This window comes from Neobacillus sp. B4I6, assembly GCF_050434045.1.
Classification (GTDB): Bacteria; Bacillota; Bacilli; order Bacillales; family Cytobacillaceae; genus Neobacillus.
Genome location: NZ_JBNPWB010000002.1, coordinates 5,034,722 through 5,052,192, shown reverse-complemented (window position 1 = coordinate 5,052,192; position 17,471 = coordinate 5,034,722). Strand labels below are relative to the sequence as shown.

Genomic DNA, 17,471 nt, shown 5'->3' with positions numbered 1-17,471 from the left:
CGGAGGGTGTGCCAAATGAATCGTTACTTAAAATCAGTGATGGGTGTGATGATCGGGGGTGCTACAGCAGGTGGCTGGCTGCTTGTCGATCTCCTGCTTCCTGATCCAATAGGGGACTATTTGCTATTTATCCTGATGGCTGTGGTGAATATGGCGATAGGGTGGCAGGTTGGCAGGTTATTTGGAAAAACGCGGAAAATTGAAAAAAACAATGCCCGCATCGAAGGGAAAGGACTGAAACCAAATTCGAATTAGAGTATTAGGAGCGGCGGCCGGAGGAGGCTTTCCGCAGTGGAACTGTGCCTGTCCCAACTGTCGGGCAGTCCGCTCAGGAAACGCTTCACTTCAGCCGTTATTACAATCTTCGCTTGCGGTAACTGCCAATGAAAAGGACTGGTACCTCATCAATGCAGGACCGGATATTCTCAGGCAAATTGAATCGTTTGCTTCACTAAATGCAGGTCCAGGCATAAGAGAGACCCCTCTTGCCGGTGTTTTTTTAACCGATGCGGAGCTCGACCATACGATCGGGCTATTATCACTGCGGGAGGGCTCCAGTATGACGATTTATGGAACCAAGATGGTACGAAGCTGCTTGCACTCCGCTTTTCCGGTGTTTCCAATGCTAAAAAACTATTGTTCATGGGAATGGCAGTCTCTTGATCCAGGCCTTCGGCAAAGGGTGGGACCATTACCTGAAGGAGCAGAAGGAACTATCATCGTTGAGCCGGTTCCCGTTTCGAAAAAACCGCCGCTCTATGTTAGGTCGACCCAGGAGCTGGACTGTCAAGAAGATATTTGGGAGGTTGGACTGGTTCTTCATAATGAGGATTCGGGCAGGTGTCTTGCTTTCTTTCCTACATTAGAAAAGATCACTCCGGCTATAGAAGCTTGTTTAAAGAAAGCCGATATCCTGATGGTAGATGGAACTTTTTGGTCGGAAGATGAATTAACCGGGATGGGGGCAGCTGCTCGTGACGCAAGAAGCATGGGCCACTTACCGATCAGCGGACCATCAGGCACCTTGGAGTTATTAGCCTCCTTCCCGGCAGAGAGAAAAATTCTAATCCACATTAACAACAGCAACCCTATTTTGAAAAAGGACTCAGTGGAGAGGTATACATTGGAGCGGCTTGGAATTGAAGTGGCCTATGATGGTATGGAAATGGAGGTGTGATGATGCTGGAGCAAAAAGGGTTCTTTAGCCGTGATAAAAAAAGGGAAGAGCTTTGGTCGGCGGATGAATTCACGGGGCGGTTAAGGAATGTAGGGCGTTCTTCCTATCATGACAAACATCCATTTCATAAAGTGATGCACCAAGGAAACTTAAGCAAAGAACAGATCCGCGGCTGGGTGGCCAACCGATACTACTACCAGAAATCAGTCCCAATTAAAGATGCAGCCATCCTGTCCAATCTGCCGTCAATGGAACTGAGGCGAGAGTGGATTGGCCGTATTCTTGATCATGACGGAAGGCGTGGAGAAGATGGCGGTATTGAAGCATGGCTGCGGCTGGGAGAAGCGGTAGGATTGTCTCGGGAAGAAGTCATACGGGAGGAGTATGTTGTCCCGGGCGTTCGATTTGCCGTGGATGCCTATGTGAACTTCGCCCGGACAAAACCGTGGATTGAAGCTGTTGCCTCCTCGCTGACGGAATTGTTTTCGCCTGACCTTATCTCAAAAAGGATAAAAGTTTTTGAGCAGCTGTATCCTTGGATTGACCGTTCAGGGCTTGATTATTTTCAAAGCCGCTTGACTCAGGCACCTTGTGATTCGGATGTGGCCCTCAGACTTGTTTTAACCCAATGTCGAACAACGGAAGCACAGCAGCGAGCTGTCAACGCCTTGCGGTTCAAATGTGATGTATTATGGGCACAGCTTGATGCCATTGAAAAGGCCTATCCCCCTAAACCGTGAAATGGGAAGAATAAATGATTGGTGGTGGAGTCTATTTTTGTAGCTGACAGTCTTCCAAAACTCGCTGCAAAGGCGCGATTAAAATTTGATGAGGTGAGAGAAAAACATCTCCTTTTGCTACCGGAAAAGGTTGTAGTCCTAAACGAAACTGCAGCATCGATCCTTCGTTTATGTGACGGGAGCCGGACCGTAAACACCATCACTGAATACATCAGGACTTCTCTAATGGCAGACTCAGAAACAAGGAGTTCGGGTGCCTTGCCCGATTTGAAAACAATGGAGGCTGATATTTCCGAATTTTTACAGGAAGTAGCGGATCAGGGATGGGTGGTGATTCAGCATGAAAACGAAGAGCCATAGTGGGGTTCAACCCCCTTATTCGCTGCTTGCTGAGTTAACCCATCGCTGTCCTTTGAATTGTCCGTATTGTTCAAACCCTATTGAAATGGCTAAGGAAGCCATGGAACTTTCAACGGAGGAATGGAGCCGGGTCTTGTCCGAGGCCGCCGAATTGGGAGTAGTAGAAGTTCATTTTTCTGGCGGCGAACCGCTTTTGCGGGATGACCTGGAACCCCTTATCAGCCACGCTGCTGCTTTAGATATGTATGGCAATCTCATTACAAGCGGCATTGGCTTAACAACGGAAAAAGCGATTCGGCTTAAGGAAGCCGGTTTAGCAAATGTGCAGGTGAGCTTTCAAGCGGCAGAAGCGAAGCTTTCCGATCTTATCGGCGGATACAAAGCCTTTGAGAAAAAACGGGAAGCGGCCACTGCTGTAAAACAGGCAGAAATGCATTTGTCATTAAATGTGGTGTTACACCGAATGAATCTTGATCAGGTGGATGAGATCATTCAGCTTGCGGAAGAAATGGGAGCCGAGCGGTTGGAGCTGGCGAACACCCAGTATTATAACTGGGCGCTGCTGAATCGGGAGAAACTGCTGCCAAGCAGGGACCAGATTGAGCGTGCAAGTGCAGTCTATGAAGCCGCTAAAGCACGACTGAAGCGGAAAATGGAAATTATTTGGGTTATTCCTGATTATTATGCATCTGCACCCAAGCCTTGCATGGGGGGATGGGGAGCTATTGGTCTAACGGTAGCGCCGAATGGAATTGCCCTTCCGTGTCCAACCGCCGGGATAATCAAAGGGTTATCTTTTGAAAATGTCCGTAAGTCATCGCTAGGATATATTTGGTATGAATCAGAATCTTTTAACCGTTTCCGAGGGGAAGAATGGATGCCCAAAGCTTGTCTTACCTGTGATTTGAAGCACCAGGATGGAGGAGGGTGCCGCTGTCAGGCTTTTGCCTTAACGGGAGATGCTAATGCGACGGACCCAGTCTGCCAATGGGCACCAGAACATCATTTAATTGAAAAAGCTGTACAGGATGCCAACAGCAAACCGGTTGAATCATCATCACCCCTAATCTATCGGAGATATTCTCAGGACAGATCTGCAATAAAACGGTTATTAAAAAAATAGGGGTTGCCAAAGTGGTGCTGCAGGGGACACGTACATACCCTTTAGCACCATTTTTTTTCGCCTGTGTTCAACTTTGTATGCACAAGAGGACGAGTTTTAAGAGGTGATGTCATAGATGGAGGCTCTCTGTGCATAGGCCACAATCAATAGTGAAAAGGCGTTGGCATACCATAGGGTTTCCGGGTGACGGTAAGCCAAATACAGAATATAAATATTCCGTTTTATATTTTGAATAAGTCCCTTCTATTTACCTGCCATATCGAATCCTTCCCTTTCCAGTCCTTAAGCTTATCCCTCCATTTACCATAAATCCCATGTAAACATGTTATGCCACGGTTAACTTTGTTTGTTTATGCCTATGAATAAAGGAAATTGAGAATTGGCACCCTTTTAAGTAGAAACTGGGTAACCTAAATATTACCTATAAAAATCAAAAGGTAGTGATCAAAATGAAGTTTACAGGAATTGGTCAAATTCATCCGGTGGTCAAGCGGCTCATGCTGGTAAATTTTATTCGCAGTATTGGACAAGGCATGATGGTAGTGGAATTGGCTTTGTATCTCGATGCGCTGGGGTGGAGCACGGCAGCAATTGGCAGTGTGCTTGCTGCAGGAGGATTGCTCGGTGTTGTCGTTGCACCCTTTATAGGTGTTTATAGTGACAGGCTTGGCAGAAAACCGTTTGTCCTCATTTCTGAACTAGTTACCGCCGGATGTGCACTGGTCGGGGTATTAACCACTAACCCAATTTTATTGTCTATTGCGATTACACTTTCTGGATTTGGAAAAGCGGACGCGGGTTCACCCAGTCCATGCGCCCCTGCAGAGCAGGCCTGGCTGGCATCCTTTGTCCCAACAGCAGAACGCGGCAGAGTATACAGTTTGAATAATGCTCTCAGTTTTTTCGGAATGGGGGCGGGAGCAGTGCTAGCGGGGGCCACATCCTTTTTGAAAACTGGAGTATCTCCTTATCGCCTTCTATTCTGCTATATTCTCGTTGCATCGTTGATCACAGCCTCCACCATTTTAACCATTCAAGGAGGAGAAGCCGAAAACCGCCAAGGAAACAAAAAAGAGGGACGGAGGAATGAAGAAAAGAAAATCTTGCATGAAGAAAATGCAGCGGTATTAAAGCTTGCAGCCATTAACATACTTAATGGGATTGCCATCGGGCTGACCGGGCCGATGATGTCCTATTGGTTTTCGGCTAAATTTGGGGCAAGTCACGCTCAAATTGGCAGCACATTGGCTGTTACTTTCTTCTCGACCGGAGTTACCTCCATGTTACAAGCAAGATTATCTCATAAACATGGGACAATCCGGTCCATTGTTTTCATCCGTTTTATCGGAAGTCTGCTTTTGATTTTGATGCCCATACTATCATCATACGCACTCGTTTCTGTTATTTATATGCTTCGAACGGCTTTAAATCGAGGTACGCAGGGGGCACAGCAGGCGCTGAGTGTGAGTTTAACACGTAACCACCGGAGCGGCTTTGCGTCAAGCATTAATCTTTTTTCAATGAGGCTTCCCACCTCCATTGGGCCGTATATTACAGGCTATCTTTTTGGATTGGGTTCCCTGTCCCTGCCTTTTTACATAGCCTCATGTCTACAACTCAGTTTTGCTTATTTATACGGCAGACTTTTTTCTTCTTACGATATTCGCATGAAATCGCATGCTTCATCGGGTTGAGAGTCTTAGGTTAAAAATCAGTCCCTGGAGTTTCTGAAAAAGGCCAAAGAACATGTAGACGGTTTAATAAATATATAAATAAGTAAAAGGAGCTCTCTTTTGCTTTATAAAAATTATTAGCACAGACCAAGGGCTGATCTGTGCTAATAATTATTTTATGACAATAAAGGTAACCCCTTACTATTGTTGAGGTGCGGAAGGAGTTGAAATACTTTGTAATGCCTGTTCTGCTTCGTTTGCATATTGATTTTGTACTGCTAGATCACCTAAAGCAACCATTCCTACTATTTGTCCATTTTCGATTACCGGCAATCGGCGAATTTGCTGCTGTGCCATCAAATCTGCTGCTTGATGGACATCCATATCAGGTGTACCTTGTACGATTTGCTGTGCAGTCATGACTTGAGATACTGGTGTTTGTGGATCTTCTCCTTGTGCTGTCGTACGAAGGGTAATATCACGATCCGTTACAATTCCAACCATTTGTCTGCTGTTATTTATTACCGGGATAGCTCCGATATTATGTTCGCTCATTAACGCTGCAGCTTCCTGTACCGTCTGTGTTTCGTTAACTGTAAGAACATTTGATGTCATGATATCTCTTAATTGTGCCATGAAATTACCTCCAAATATGTTTTTCCTTTATAGGATGGGTAACAGTGGCGATATTATTAATGGTAACTTTTTTCTATATATCAGCTGCACATAAACGTCGTGTAATTAACTCATGAGAAAAGGACATTTAAATCTGGTTTTTACCAAATCAAACCTCAGTTCTCAAAACGTTAATTATCAACATTTCCAAGGCTCTCAACCATATTGGTTGGGGGTCTTTTTTATACAAAAATGGCTTTTGTCTACATTGCACAAGATGATTTGTATACGCATAATCTTTATAGAAATCCTTAATTCCTTATTAATTAGGCACTGGAGAGGAAACTTAATATGCATAATAGAAACAATAGTTCCATTTATATTATTTCAGGTCCATATGGAGTTGGTAAATCGACAGTTACAAAGTCACTTGCCCAGGAGATGGATAAAGTTGCATTAATAGAAGGTGACCAAATCAAATTAATGTTTAAAGGAAAAAACCCGCCAACGAGGGAAGAAGAGCAGTCACTTGTATGGAAAAATATCTTTTCTTTAACATGGAATTTCGTTGAAAATAATATTAATGTAATTATTGATTATGTTGTTGGTTTCCCATACACTTTTCGGATTTAAATGTAAAAATTTATTATGTTGTATTATGTGCGGATGAAAATACACTTATTTCTCGATTAAATGAAAGAGGGGATGATTTTTTAATAGATGGCTCTTTAATGTTATTATATAAACTTAAAAATTCTTCACCAAACAAAAACTATCTCTATGACACAACAAATAAACAGCCAACTGAAATTATTCATGATTTAAAAAGTCGTTTTGATCAATTTTGTCTCTAACTTTGTTTTACTAACCATTTGGATACTATAGCCTTCTCCAGTCCTTCTTATATACTTTCTCCTGCTTCAAGTAAGCCTCATTTTTACTTTCCTTTCTAAAATGTGTATTGATTGTTGGATATGCATAAACAATTTTAAAAATTAAGAATAAGTTATTAAGAAATTGACGCAGAAGTCTAATACTTGTTTATACAAAGAAGCAGAATGTCAGGAAAGGAGAGAAAATGTGAAGGTCTTAATTTTAGCTGGGGGGTTTGGCACAAGAATAAGTGAAGAAACCCATATAAAGCCGAAACCTATGATAGAAATTGGTGACAAGCCTATCTTATGGCATATCATGAAGCTTTACTCTAGTTATGGCTATAACGACTTTGTTATCTGTTTAGGGTATAAGAGCCATGTAATCAAGGAGTATTTTTTAAATTATTACCTATATAATTCTGATTTAACATTTGATTTTCAGAAGGGAAATGAATTTATTATTCACCCGAATTCGGTTGAACCTTGGAAGGTTACCTTGGTTGACACTGGCCTAAATACAATGACTGGTGGCCGAATTAAGAAAGTGCAGGATTATGTTGGTAATGAATCTTTTATGTTGACGTATGGTGACGGAGTAAGTGATGTGAATATTAAGGAATTAGTAGAATTTCATCGCTCACATGGGAAGCTGGCTACATTAACAACTACACAGCCTCAGGGCAGGTTTGGAGTTTTATCCTTGTCCAATGATCAGAAAGTAGAGAAGTTTCAGGAGAAAATACAAGGAGATGGCGGTTGGATAAATGCTGGCTTTTTTGTATTGCAGCCAGAGGTATTTAATTACCTGAACAACGGCGAACAAACCATATTTGAAAAGGGGCCATTAGAAAACCTTGCTAAGGATGGTCAATTAATGGCATATAAACATAATGGTTTTTGGTATCCGATGGATACTTTGCGGGATAAGAAATATTTACAAGAAATGTGGGAGTCCAGTAAAGCTCCTTGGAAAATATGGGATAAAAATAATTAAGAACAATAGTTTTAGTAAAAGAATGAATGTGAGGTAGAAAACTTGGATTTATATGAAAAACACAATATCTATCAGTCAGATCTTCAATATATATTTAATAATCTTGATCAGACAGAAATAGAAAAACTTAAGGATTCATCAATCCTCATAACGGGTTGCGCAGGATTCTTAGGCTATTATTTCATGTCATTTTTATCTGATTATTCTGCGCAGCTTGGTATTAAAAAGATTATTGGAATTGACAATTTTAAACTAGGTAAACCCAAATGGATTAAAGATTTAAGTAATTTAAATCCAAAGATTGAATTATACACGTTTGATATTACTGAGTTTTCATTATTTGATACTAATAAAATTAACGATGTTGATTTTATTATCCACATGGCTTCGATTGCCTCGCCAACCTTTTATAGAAAATATCCTCTTGAAACCTTGGATGCCAATGTATTAGGACTAAGAGCTTTGTTAGATTTTTATAAGGATAAAAACATTAAAGGGTTCTTGTTTTTCTCCAGCAGTGAAGTTTATGGTGATCCATTTCCGGATTACATTCCGACTTCCGAGGAGTATAGAGGAAATGTGGCTATGATCGGACCGCGCGCATGCTATGATGAGGCAAAACGATTCGGAGAGACGCTATGTTACTTATACGCCGAAAAATTTGGTATGCCCATTTCAATTGTCAGACCATTTAATAATTATGGACCCGGAATGAGACTTAATGATAAAAGGGTGCCTGCTGATTTTGCAAAAGCCATTATTGAGAATAGAAAACTAATTATGCACTCCGACGGAAATCCAACTCGAACATTTTGTTATGTTACAGATGCCATCACTGGTTATTTAAAGGCGCTACTATATGAACCATTTGACTACTTTAATATAGGAATAGATACACCTGAAATTTCAATTAAAGAATTAGCTCAGATTTATAAGGATGCAGGCTCAGCCAATTTTGGTTTTAATCAGTCTATAGAATTTAAAGAATCGGAAGAAAAGAGCTATCTAACACATAATCCCTTAAGAAGATGTCCTGATATTTCAAAGGCAAGAAAATTTTTAAACTATTCCCCAGCAATATCAATAGTTGAAGGTGTCGATCGCTTTCTAACCTTTTTGAAGGAAGAGGGTGAAATTCATTGATTACTGTAATTGGCCTTGGATTTGTTGGATTGACAACGGCTTTAGGACTTAGCGAGAAAGGGTATTATGTTTACGGTTTTGATATTGATCAAAAGAAGAAGGACCAATTAAGAAATGGTAAGATTCCCTTTTATGAACCTAATCTTAATGAAAAATTAAATAAGCACTTAAATAACGATTTTACGATTACAGATGATTTACAGGAAGCTGTAATCAACAGTGAAGTTATCTTTCTTTGTGTGGGAACCCCGAGTAAAACGGATGGTAGTGCGGATTTAGGATATATCTTGGAAGCAATTAAAAATGTAGCAGGCTATATAAAAAAGCCGGAGTTTAAAGTATTAGTGGTCAAATCAACTATTCCTCCATCCACAACAAGTGAAAGGATTAAACCGTATCTGGAGAATTTAGGTTTTAAAGTTGGTGTTGAAATTGGCCTAACCAATAATCCTGAATTTTTAAGAGAAGGATATGCTTGGGACGATTTTATGAATCCAGATCGGATTGTTATTGGCCAGGATGATGATAAAAGTGGTCAAATAGTCGAAACGATATACCAAACTTTTAATGCCCCGATTTACCGCGTTTCTTTAAATACTGCTGAATTTATTAAGTACTTATCTAACACGATGCTGGCAACTCTTATCAGTTTCGCAAATGAACAATCACTAATCGCCAGGTCTATCGGAAATATTGATATAAAAAAGGCCTTTCAGGTCTTACATCTTGATAGAAGATGGAGTGGCGCTCCAGCTAATATGTCATCTTATGTTTTCCCTGGTTGTGGATTTGGCGGCTACTGCCTTCCTAAAGATACGATGGCTTTAGTTAGTCAGTCCTTAAAGAATTCTTACACACCAGAACTATTAACAAGTACCCTAAAAGTAAATGAAGCCATTAAAGAATTTGTTGTCAGTGATGTAGAAAGAAAAGTTGAAAAGAATGAAAATATAGGAATCCTCGGGTTAGCATTTAAGCCAAATTCAAATGACATTAGGGATACACCGGCAAAAGCTATCATTCAAGGTTTGCTTCAAAAAGGTTACAACAATATTATCGCCTATGATCCTATGGCAAACGAAGAGTTTAAAGAGGTATATGGCTTTCCTATTCAATATTCTCCTAACTTATCATCACTGCTTTCAATGGCTAATCATGTTGTAATTTTAACAGCTTGGGATGAATTTATTAAAAGTGAAGAGTCGATAAAGAAAAAGAACGTTTTCGATTATCGTTATATTTACCATTAGTTAACGATTAAAATTAAAGCAATCTTAAATAACCGCGGAAAAACAAGAGAGTATAAATACAACAAACATTGAAAATAAACCAATATAAAAGTAACTCCTTATATCATTAATGGGAGTTACTTTTTTGTTTATAAATCTTTCCAATCCATAAAAGATTCCGGATCCATTTTTTTTAACTTTTCCAAAAACAATGGCAATATACCCAAAATTTTAAAACCATTAAACAATAGCTTAGGTCTAGGCTGAATCGTTCTATATGAGTTGTAATTGTCTATTACTTTTAATTGTTCTTGCTTAGTTACGATAATGTGACGCATATCCGCGTCCAATCTAGTAAACTTTAAACGCTTCATTTCATTTAGCACGAATAGAATTTCCTTTATAATATTTTCAGATAGGACCCCTCCAGACTGTAAATACTGGAGTAAAGTTGGACCCTCAAAATATTCCATAATAATATAGTTTGGCCCTACTTCATAAAGCCTTGGGATAATGGAAGACTTCTGTGCGACTTTTAATACTTCCCCCTCTTTACGAGCTCTTTCTGGTTTTCCATAAATTTTAACACATTTATCTGAAGATATTCTAAAAACGGCTCCTTGTGCCCCCTTGCCGATTAGCGGATACGACGTTGGATTATTTTTTACTTCTACTTCATTTATCCCTTGAACTACACAAATAGATTTAAAATCCTGCACAAATTCATCAACTCCTTATTGCTATTTTATGTATGTTATGCTTACGGTTTGAGTTTGCAATAGACAGAAGCCATTCATGATAAAAGAGCCTTTCAAAAATGAAAAGGCTCTTACTCACTGTTACATCTTATTTTTTCCTCACAAGTAGTGAACAACATTCCAAATGGCTTGAGTAGTGGTCACAGTAATAATGATGTAGTAGTACTTAACTAAATAACGACTAACTCTAAATAAAAAATATATCTGAAGGTATATAAAATCAAATTCTTCAACCATCACGCCCGATTGTTGAAGAATTTGATACACGGTAAAGTATTAACATGCAGAATAGTTATCTATTTTTTATTACCAAGGTAGCCTAAATTCTAACCAGCATGTGGCCTAAAATTTAATTGATTTACATATGGTTAAAGAATTTCCTCAATATATGTGTCAGTATCAGATTCACTATACTCTTTTGATGACACAGCCAGAATAATCAACGGATCAATGTATTCGTTGTTAAAAGCGTGTACCATATAGGGAGGTATCTTTAGTACAACGTTGTCATCGGCAGACATATAAAACTCCTCACGTACCCCTTGAGACAAATCCTTCAAAGCCACCTTTGCTTTACCACAGATAACCGTGAAATACTCAAAGGTATTTTTGTGATAATGATTTCCTCTAACACTATTTTGGTTTGAGTATAGCAAATATACTTCCCCAACTTCACTACTATCCGGCAGCTGACTTTTCTTGATTATTTTTTTTAGCATGCCTCTTTTATCTTGAAACGGATCAATGTTGATAAATTCACCTAATCTCCCCATAAAAATCACTTCTTTCCGAAAAAATTTGTAGGAGCTAAGCTAACCCTACACCAATATATCTCACGCAAGCTTCTTCTAGTGCCATTTTATTCAGCACTCTGCGACCATCTATTACAATGGATATCCATCAACAAACTATAACCTTTTGGAAGAATATTAATGAACCATGCCATGATGGTTCATCATGACAAGCTCGTGGTCCCTTACAGGATACACTGCCGTTATATTTTTCTGATGTAAGAAAGTTTCGTGGTTGGGTCCACATAAATTTCACCTGTGGAGAAAGATAAAAAGCTCTTAGTATTTTTATTTCTTCCGAGGTCCATTTTACATATATTTTTCTTTGTTTCTTTGATACCACTGTATTGTTCTATCCAGACCTTCATCAAAACCTATTTTAGGAGCCCATCCTAATATTTTTTGTATTTTACTTATATCAGGGTGGGGCTTCCAGACTTCTCCTGACCTGTAGGGTATAGCTCCATAATTAGGCTTCTTAACAGTTTCCATTTTTTCAAAAACCTTATCAACATAGTATTTTAAAGGATGAATTATTCCAGTACCTATATTAAATATCTCGTTTTTTACTGCATCATTTTGAGCAGCCAAAACAAAACCATCGATGAGATTCTCTATATAACTATAATCTCTGTATTGCTCACAACCTGTTAAATCAACATCTGCATTATTTAGAATTGATAAGATAATATGGGGGAAAAACTTATGATTTCCTTCATTTTCTCCAAAAACCCCATAGGCCCTTAAAGTAACAATATCAATATTGTTTTCTCCAGCAATTTGGTGTGCCAAAATAGTACTAGCAGCTTTAGTACTTCCGTAAATATTGAATGGTTCTAAGTGAGTAGTTTCTTTAATTATTTCTTTTTTATCTCCATACTCCATACACGTACCGATGTTTAAGAACTTTTTACATCCTATAGAAATTAAAGGATTTAGCATATTCATTGTGCCTATGATATTGGTATTAGCAGCAATAAAATAATCTTTTTGTCTTGAATCAACACCGTAAGCCGCCATATTAAAAACATAATCAGGTTTTATTTTTCTGATATAGACATCTATTTTTTCTGAGTCCCTTAAATCAGCCCGATGGATTTTAATGTCTTTTAAAAGGCTCTCAATCCGCCATAAATCGGATCCTTCTCTTACTATAATATTTACTTCAGCATTTTCCTCAACCATCCTTCTAACGAGGTGGGATCCTATAAATCCGCTAGCTCCAGTAATTAACACTCTTTTATTGGTAAAAGCACCTTTCACAGTACAACATCTCCACTTCTTTACAATTTTACCATGGCCTATATTAGCCCATCATTCATGATTATTTGTAAATCTGTCATTGTTTCAATACATTGCCAAAATCCCTCATGTTGATAAACTGCCAATTGCTTATCCCGTACTAGGTATCTTAATGGTTTATTTTCTAAGATTGTTTGATCATTATCGATATGTTTTTATAAATTCATACTATGAGTGTAAAAGCTATTTGCTAATTTTTTTCGTAACATTTTTTTCACCAACAACATATTCTAAATTAGTTAGCTGATACAAAGGTAAAGGTTTAGTTAAAAACTAGAGTGTTTTAAGAAGCAATCATTACTCCTTGATGCATTAATATCCAGGAGCTACATTTAGGAAGAAATATTACTTGTGTTAAATAAGTAGTATACTTGCGCTATTAAGGGGTGTTAAGGTTTTGAAACATTACTACTGTACAACCTATAGCAAGGATTATATTTATAAGGGACTGGTCTTATATAATTCATTACAAAAATATGATAAGGATTTTCATTTCTTTATTATATGTGTACAGGATGAAGTGAAATACTTATTGGAAAAAATGGAACTGAGTAACGTAACACTGATAAGTATGAAAAATATAGAAAATGAAGATTTGGAATTGGCAAATATAAAAAGCACACGTAATGATAAAGAATATATTTGGACGAGTAAGGCATCGATTATGTTATACCTATTAAATCACTTTTCTGAGCTGGACCATATTATATGGTTAGACGGTGATACAGCCTTTCTTTCAGATACCCAACCCATATTTGATGAGTGGGGCAATTACTCCGTATTTCTAACAGAGGAGCAATATAAAGGAAAATATGAATGGTTAAGTAAGATATATGGAGTTTACAATACTGGTTTTATGGGATTCAAAAGAGATCAGAATGCGCTTCGATGTCTTCAATGGTTTAGAGAAAAATTGATTGACTGGTGCTTTGATAAACCGGAAAAAGGCAGATGGAGCGACCAGATGTACGTAAATGATTGGGTAACCAGGTTTGGTAATGTTGGTGTTGCAGGGAACCTTGGAATTAACGCCAACCTATATATTGCATCTCAAAATACGGTTACCAAAGAAGATGATAATCTATATATCAATGGAGATAAACTGATATTATTCCATTACTATGGATTCAAATATTTTAATGGAAATGAGTTTGATTTATGTGCGCATGGCCATTTCCCTACGGATCAGATTATACAATGGTTATTTGTTCCTTATATCCAAGCGTGTAATGAGGTAATGGATATCATTTCTCGTATCGATAAGGATTTTTATTATAAACAGACTCCAAACGGTAGAACCATTAAAAATTATTTCAATCTGGCGAGTAATATAGATAGATACGAGGACAGGTATAACTTCTGTACAATCATAAGTGAGAAAGATTTGTCTGAAGGCTTGGATTTTTACAATTCCCTAACAAAGCATGCAGAAAAAAACTGTCTCTGGATATGCTGCTTGGATGATATCACCTATAGTACACTGGCTAATATGGAATTAGAAAATGTAATTCTAATAGATATTAAAAATATTGAGGAGCAGGAACTTTTAAATATAAAGAATACTCGCAGTGCATCTGAGTACCTTTGGACTTTAAAAGCACCATTGATATATTACATTTTAAAGAACAATTATAATATCCACTATATGATATATGCTGATCCGGACGCACGTTTTGATTCTAATGTGACAAATGCATTCAGCAAGTGGAAGGAAAATCCAATTTTCATTTGGAAGAACGAAATTGATCAGGATAACCAACGGGAGTATGGAATCAATTTGACAAGCTTAATAGGATTCAAACGTGAGAAAGACGCATTCAATTTCCTTTGGATGTGGAGGGATAAATGTATTAAAGGTTGTTATGATTGAGTTCAAATAGGTAGGAGGATTGAGTATAAGTATGGAATTCTATCATTTTTGCACTATTATTGGAAAAGAGTATTTATTAAAGGGTCTAGCGCTACACGACTCCTTAGAAAAGCACGCAAAGAATTTTCACCTCTGGATATGCTGCTTGGATGATATTTCTTTACAATTCCTCAAAAGGATGAATTTAAAGAATGTAACCCTTATTCCATTAGAGAGTATCGAAGATGATCAGCTTCTTTCCGTAAAAAAGTCTCGAACACCACATGAGTATAGTTTTACTTTAAAATCCCCCCTTGTACTATATATCCTGAATAACTATAATTTTGTTAACTCCATAATGTATATTGACGGGGATTTATATTTCTACTCAGATCCAAAACCGATCCTTAATCAATGGGGAGATGGGTCCGTTTTTATATGCGAACAAAGACTTGCCAAAAATATTGAAGATTCAGGCACATACCAGGCAGGGTTAATAGGTTTTAAGAGAGATTCAAATGCTTTTCAATGCCTTGAATGGTGGAGAACGAAGTGTTTGGAATGGTGTTTTCATTGGCATGAAGAGGATCTGTGGACAGATCAAAAGTATTTGAATAAATGGCCTGAGCTGTTTTCAGGTGTTATAATTTCAAACGACTCAGGAATCAATGTAGGACCATGGAATGAAGGAAATTATGAAAGTACCCCTGATTTTAACGTTAGTAACGGTGAGGTATATATCAATAATCATAAACTGGTTGTTTATCATTTTAGCGGTTTTGTTATACTAAACGAGCTCGAGTTTGACTTATGTAATTATTGTTGGGTGAACGAAGATACTTTAAATCATGTTTACATTCCCTATATAAGAGCAATTCAAAAAGCAATCGGGAGGGTTAAGTCCATTGATGATACTTTCACCTATGGATTTGCCCTAAGGATGAGCAGAGAAAAAGCTATACATTACTATAAATACAGCAATAACTGAACCTCTCGGCATTATTTAAATACTGAGGTTCTTAGAACTGTGAACTTCGTTAACATTTTGGGGCTCACTTTCAAGTGGTGTGAACCCCCTAAGTTGGACTAAGAAATCCAACTTAGGGGGTTTTTAGTATGGTCAAGTTTTCAAGTGAATTTAGGGAAAAAGTTGTGTTTTAGAGGATCTGTCAGGGGGAGGAGGTTCAGAATTACTGGCAAAGAAATATGGCATAGGTAGTCATCAAACTATCCTTAATTGGGTGAATCGCTATAAGGAATATGGGGGAAATGCGTTTGATATTCGTAGTCCCAAGTATGTTTACGATGGTAACTTTACGATGGAATTATTAAAATGGATGAAGACTAACAGGGCATCATTAACCGAACGAGCTTTACATTTTGATATTTCCACATAAAATATGCAGATCATGATATTTCCTAAACTTGTACATAATTTATCCCAAACTTATTGGCTATAGCATCTACCATCTTTTTGGTGATTTTGTTTGCTTGATTGATTGCCAATGTTTCAACTAGGTCGCTTCCATCTTCAAACTTTGCTAGTTTTAGCCTATCTCTAAAGTTTTGGGTAAGGATCGGATCAGACAAATATTTAATCGTTAAAGAATTAAATAAATGTTTTGGTGCTAACACAAAATTTGGTGTTAGTTGTGATAAGTCTTTCCACAGGAGGGAAAGAAACGAATTTAAAGTAAGAACTCTTTTCCCTCTTGACTAAGAAAAAATTCAATGAAAGGCTCATTTACTTTTAATTGTTTCTCTATATCTGAAACGAACTCTATAATAAAGAATAACGCTATTTTTGCAAGTACTAATGTTAAGATATTCTTTTCTTCAGGTGTCAACCCTTCATATCCTTCTATAAACATTTTTGAATATGTTTGACTCATTTTATTGGGTGAAAGCATATAAATCCAATATATACAATAGGCTACATCATATATTCGTTTTCCTGGACGAACAAGATCAAAATCCAGAATGCAACTAACAGATCCATCCTCACTATAAATAAGGTTCCAAGGATGCCAGTCATCATGAATAATGGTTTCTTGTAAATTATTTTTATCTGCCTTTTTCCAAAGCTCGATGAGAGTAGAGTATAGGGATTTAATTTTAGATAATGAGGATTTGGATATAGATTCTTTATTTTGATCCAAACGATTTAATCTTTTTTTGAGGTTCTCTTCTGTAGGGCAGTTAGATTCATCTGGTAAGGGCCCCTGTTTATATGAGTTTAAAGCAGTATGGAACTTGTTAAGCATTCTTGCATTTGACTTAATATGTTCAGGATCAAATTTAAATCTGGAACCCTCTATAAAAGGATACACTTGGATCATTCTATTATGAATAAATGAGTAATAATCCCCGGATTCATTTTTAATTGAATTCACAACAGGTATAGAGGCATCCTTCAGACATAATAAGATTTCCTCGATAAATTTTATTCGTCCCTTTGGAGCAGAATGAGTTAAATATCGCAACACATATTTTCCTTTTTCTGTTTCAACTAAAATCGGTAAATTGGTCCCACCTTCAAGAACGCCAAGGATTCGCGTAAATTCCCCTAAATGATGTTGTCTGCATATCCATTGAATTTCTTCCATTGAAATGACATTACCATGCTTATCCCTTATTATATTTGATTGTTCGCTGGACACAATATCCCTCCTTTAATTTATTGATCCCAATTTTTCCAAGGAGATTTCTACGAATCCAAATCTCTTGTAAATATAGTTTATCATTTAAAGTATCCATGGGCTGCCAAAAACCAGTATGTTTAAATGCCATAAATTGACCATCCTTGGCAAGGTTCTTGAATGGCTCATTTTAAAAAAATTAA

Annotated in this window: 18 protein-coding genes; 12 read left to right on the top strand and 6 right to left on the bottom strand. The window is 37.6% G+C overall.

All coding sequences use genetic code 11. From position 1 onward, the window contains the following. The first annotated feature begins 15 nt into the window (after positions 1–15). From QF028_RS27110 to QF028_RS27085, 6 genes are all read left to right on the top strand, one after another. Positions 16–255, top strand: coding sequence for a hypothetical protein (locus QF028_RS27110; RefSeq protein WP_429470506.1), 240 nt, complete (start codon positions 16–18; stop codon positions 253–255). Beyond that, positions 245–1,177, top strand: coding sequence for a pyrroloquinoline quinone biosynthesis protein PqqB (gene pqqB, locus QF028_RS27105; RefSeq protein ID WP_429472565.1), 933 nt, complete (start codon positions 245–247; stop codon positions 1,175–1,177). Before QF028_RS27110 ends, pqqB begins: the two co-directional genes overlap by 11 nt. Next, positions 1,177–1,917 carry a pyrroloquinoline-quinone synthase PqqC gene (gene pqqC / locus QF028_RS27100; protein ID WP_429470504.1) on the top strand — a complete coding sequence of 247 codons (741 nt, stop codon included), beginning with the start codon at positions 1,177–1,179 and terminating at the stop codon, positions 1,915–1,917. The genes pqqB and pqqC overlap by 1 nt, the downstream gene beginning before the upstream one ends. Positions 1,918–1,938: 21 nt before the next feature. Then, the gene (pqqD, locus tag QF028_RS27095; protein ID WP_429472563.1) at positions 1,939–2,277 is read left to right on the top strand and encodes a pyrroloquinoline quinone biosynthesis peptide chaperone PqqD; all 339 of its coding nucleotides are present in this window, start codon (positions 1,939–1,941) and stop codon (positions 2,275–2,277) included. Further along, complete coding sequence (gene pqqE / locus QF028_RS27090) at positions 2,258–3,400, top strand: pyrroloquinoline quinone biosynthesis protein PqqE (RefSeq protein ID WP_429470502.1); 1,143 nt, start codon at positions 2,258–2,260, stop codon at positions 3,398–3,400. Before pqqD ends, pqqE begins: the two co-directional genes overlap by 20 nt. A gap of 497 nt (positions 3,401–3,897) precedes the next feature. Then, on the top strand, positions 3,898–5,094 hold the full coding sequence (locus tag QF028_RS27085; RefSeq protein WP_429470500.1) for an MFS transporter: 1,197 nt from the start codon (positions 3,898–3,900) through the stop codon (positions 5,092–5,094). 180 nt (positions 5,095–5,274) lie between these two features. Here the strand turns inward: QF028_RS27085 and QF028_RS27080 are convergent, their stop codons facing one another. After that, the gene (locus QF028_RS27080) at positions 5,275–5,709 is read right to left on the bottom strand and encodes a CBS domain-containing protein (RefSeq protein ID WP_215009951.1); all 435 of its coding nucleotides are present in this window, start codon (positions 5,707–5,709) and stop codon (positions 5,275–5,277) included. 330 nt (positions 5,710–6,039) lie between these two features. On the opposite strand from QF028_RS27080, the gene QF028_RS27075 reads away from it, so the two are divergent. The 4 genes from QF028_RS27075 (at position 6,040) to QF028_RS27060 (ending at position 9,950) form a co-directional block, all read left to right on the top strand. Then, the gene (locus QF028_RS27075; RefSeq protein ID WP_429470498.1) at positions 6,040–6,321 is read left to right on the top strand and encodes a hypothetical protein; all 282 of its coding nucleotides are present in this window, start codon (positions 6,040–6,042) and stop codon (positions 6,319–6,321) included. A 447-nt stretch (positions 6,322–6,768) separates the two neighbouring features. After that, a complete protein-coding gene (gene rfbF, locus QF028_RS27070) occupies positions 6,769–7,557 on the top strand; it encodes a glucose-1-phosphate cytidylyltransferase (RefSeq protein ID WP_429470496.1) in 789 nt (262 codons plus the stop codon). Between the two features lie 42 nt (positions 7,558–7,599). Further along, positions 7,600–8,700, top strand: a complete 1,101-nt coding sequence (locus QF028_RS27065) for an NAD-dependent epimerase/dehydratase family protein (RefSeq protein WP_429470494.1) — start codon at positions 7,600–7,602, stop codon at positions 8,698–8,700. Then, a complete protein-coding gene (locus tag QF028_RS27060) occupies positions 8,697–9,950 on the top strand; it encodes a UDP-glucose dehydrogenase family protein (protein ID WP_429470493.1) in 1,254 nt (417 codons plus the stop codon). The genes QF028_RS27065 and QF028_RS27060 overlap by 4 nt, the downstream gene beginning before the upstream one ends. A 128-nt stretch (positions 9,951–10,078) precedes the next feature. On the opposite strand, the gene QF028_RS27055 is transcribed toward QF028_RS27060, so the two are convergent. From QF028_RS27055 to QF028_RS27045, 3 genes are all read right to left on the bottom strand, one after another. Further along, positions 10,079–10,648 carry a serine/threonine protein kinase gene (locus QF028_RS27055; protein ID WP_215009954.1) on the bottom strand — a complete coding sequence of 190 codons (570 nt, stop codon included), beginning with the start codon at positions 10,646–10,648 and terminating at the stop codon, positions 10,079–10,081. Positions 10,649–11,055: 407 nt separating this feature from the next. Continuing rightward, positions 11,056–11,460: a WxcM-like domain-containing protein gene (locus QF028_RS27050; protein ID WP_429470491.1), complete on the bottom strand. Its 405-nt coding sequence runs from the start codon at positions 11,458–11,460 to the stop codon at positions 11,056–11,058. Positions 11,461–11,787: 327 nt separating this feature from the next. Then, positions 11,788–12,741, bottom strand: a complete 954-nt coding sequence (locus QF028_RS27045; RefSeq protein ID WP_429470489.1) for an NAD-dependent epimerase/dehydratase family protein — start codon at positions 12,739–12,741, stop codon at positions 11,788–11,790. A gap of 436 nt (positions 12,742–13,177) precedes the next feature. On the opposite strand from QF028_RS27045, the gene QF028_RS27040 reads away from it, so the two are divergent. Next, positions 13,178–14,650 carry a glycosyltransferase gene (locus QF028_RS27040; protein ID WP_429470487.1) on the top strand — a complete coding sequence of 491 codons (1,473 nt, stop codon included), beginning with the start codon at positions 13,178–13,180 and terminating at the stop codon, positions 14,648–14,650. A 19-nt stretch (positions 14,651–14,669) separates the two neighbouring features. Beyond that, positions 14,670–15,617 carry a hypothetical protein gene (locus QF028_RS27035; RefSeq protein WP_429470485.1) on the top strand — a complete coding sequence of 316 codons (948 nt, stop codon included), beginning with the start codon at positions 14,670–14,672 and terminating at the stop codon, positions 15,615–15,617. Positions 15,618–16,317: 700 nt separating this feature from the next. Here QF028_RS27035 and QF028_RS27030 read toward each other — a convergent pair. Together QF028_RS27030 and QF028_RS27025 are read right to left on the bottom strand one after the other, a co-directional pair. Continuing rightward, positions 16,318–17,235 carry a phosphotransferase gene (locus QF028_RS27030; RefSeq protein WP_429470483.1) on the bottom strand — a complete coding sequence of 306 codons (918 nt, stop codon included), beginning with the start codon at positions 17,233–17,235 and terminating at the stop codon, positions 16,318–16,320. Between the two features lie 19 nt (positions 17,236–17,254). Further along, positions 17,255–17,419 carry a hypothetical protein gene (locus QF028_RS27025; RefSeq protein WP_429470481.1) on the bottom strand — a complete coding sequence of 55 codons (165 nt, stop codon included), beginning with the start codon at positions 17,417–17,419 and terminating at the stop codon, positions 17,255–17,257. Positions 17,420–17,471: the final 52 nt, after the last annotated feature.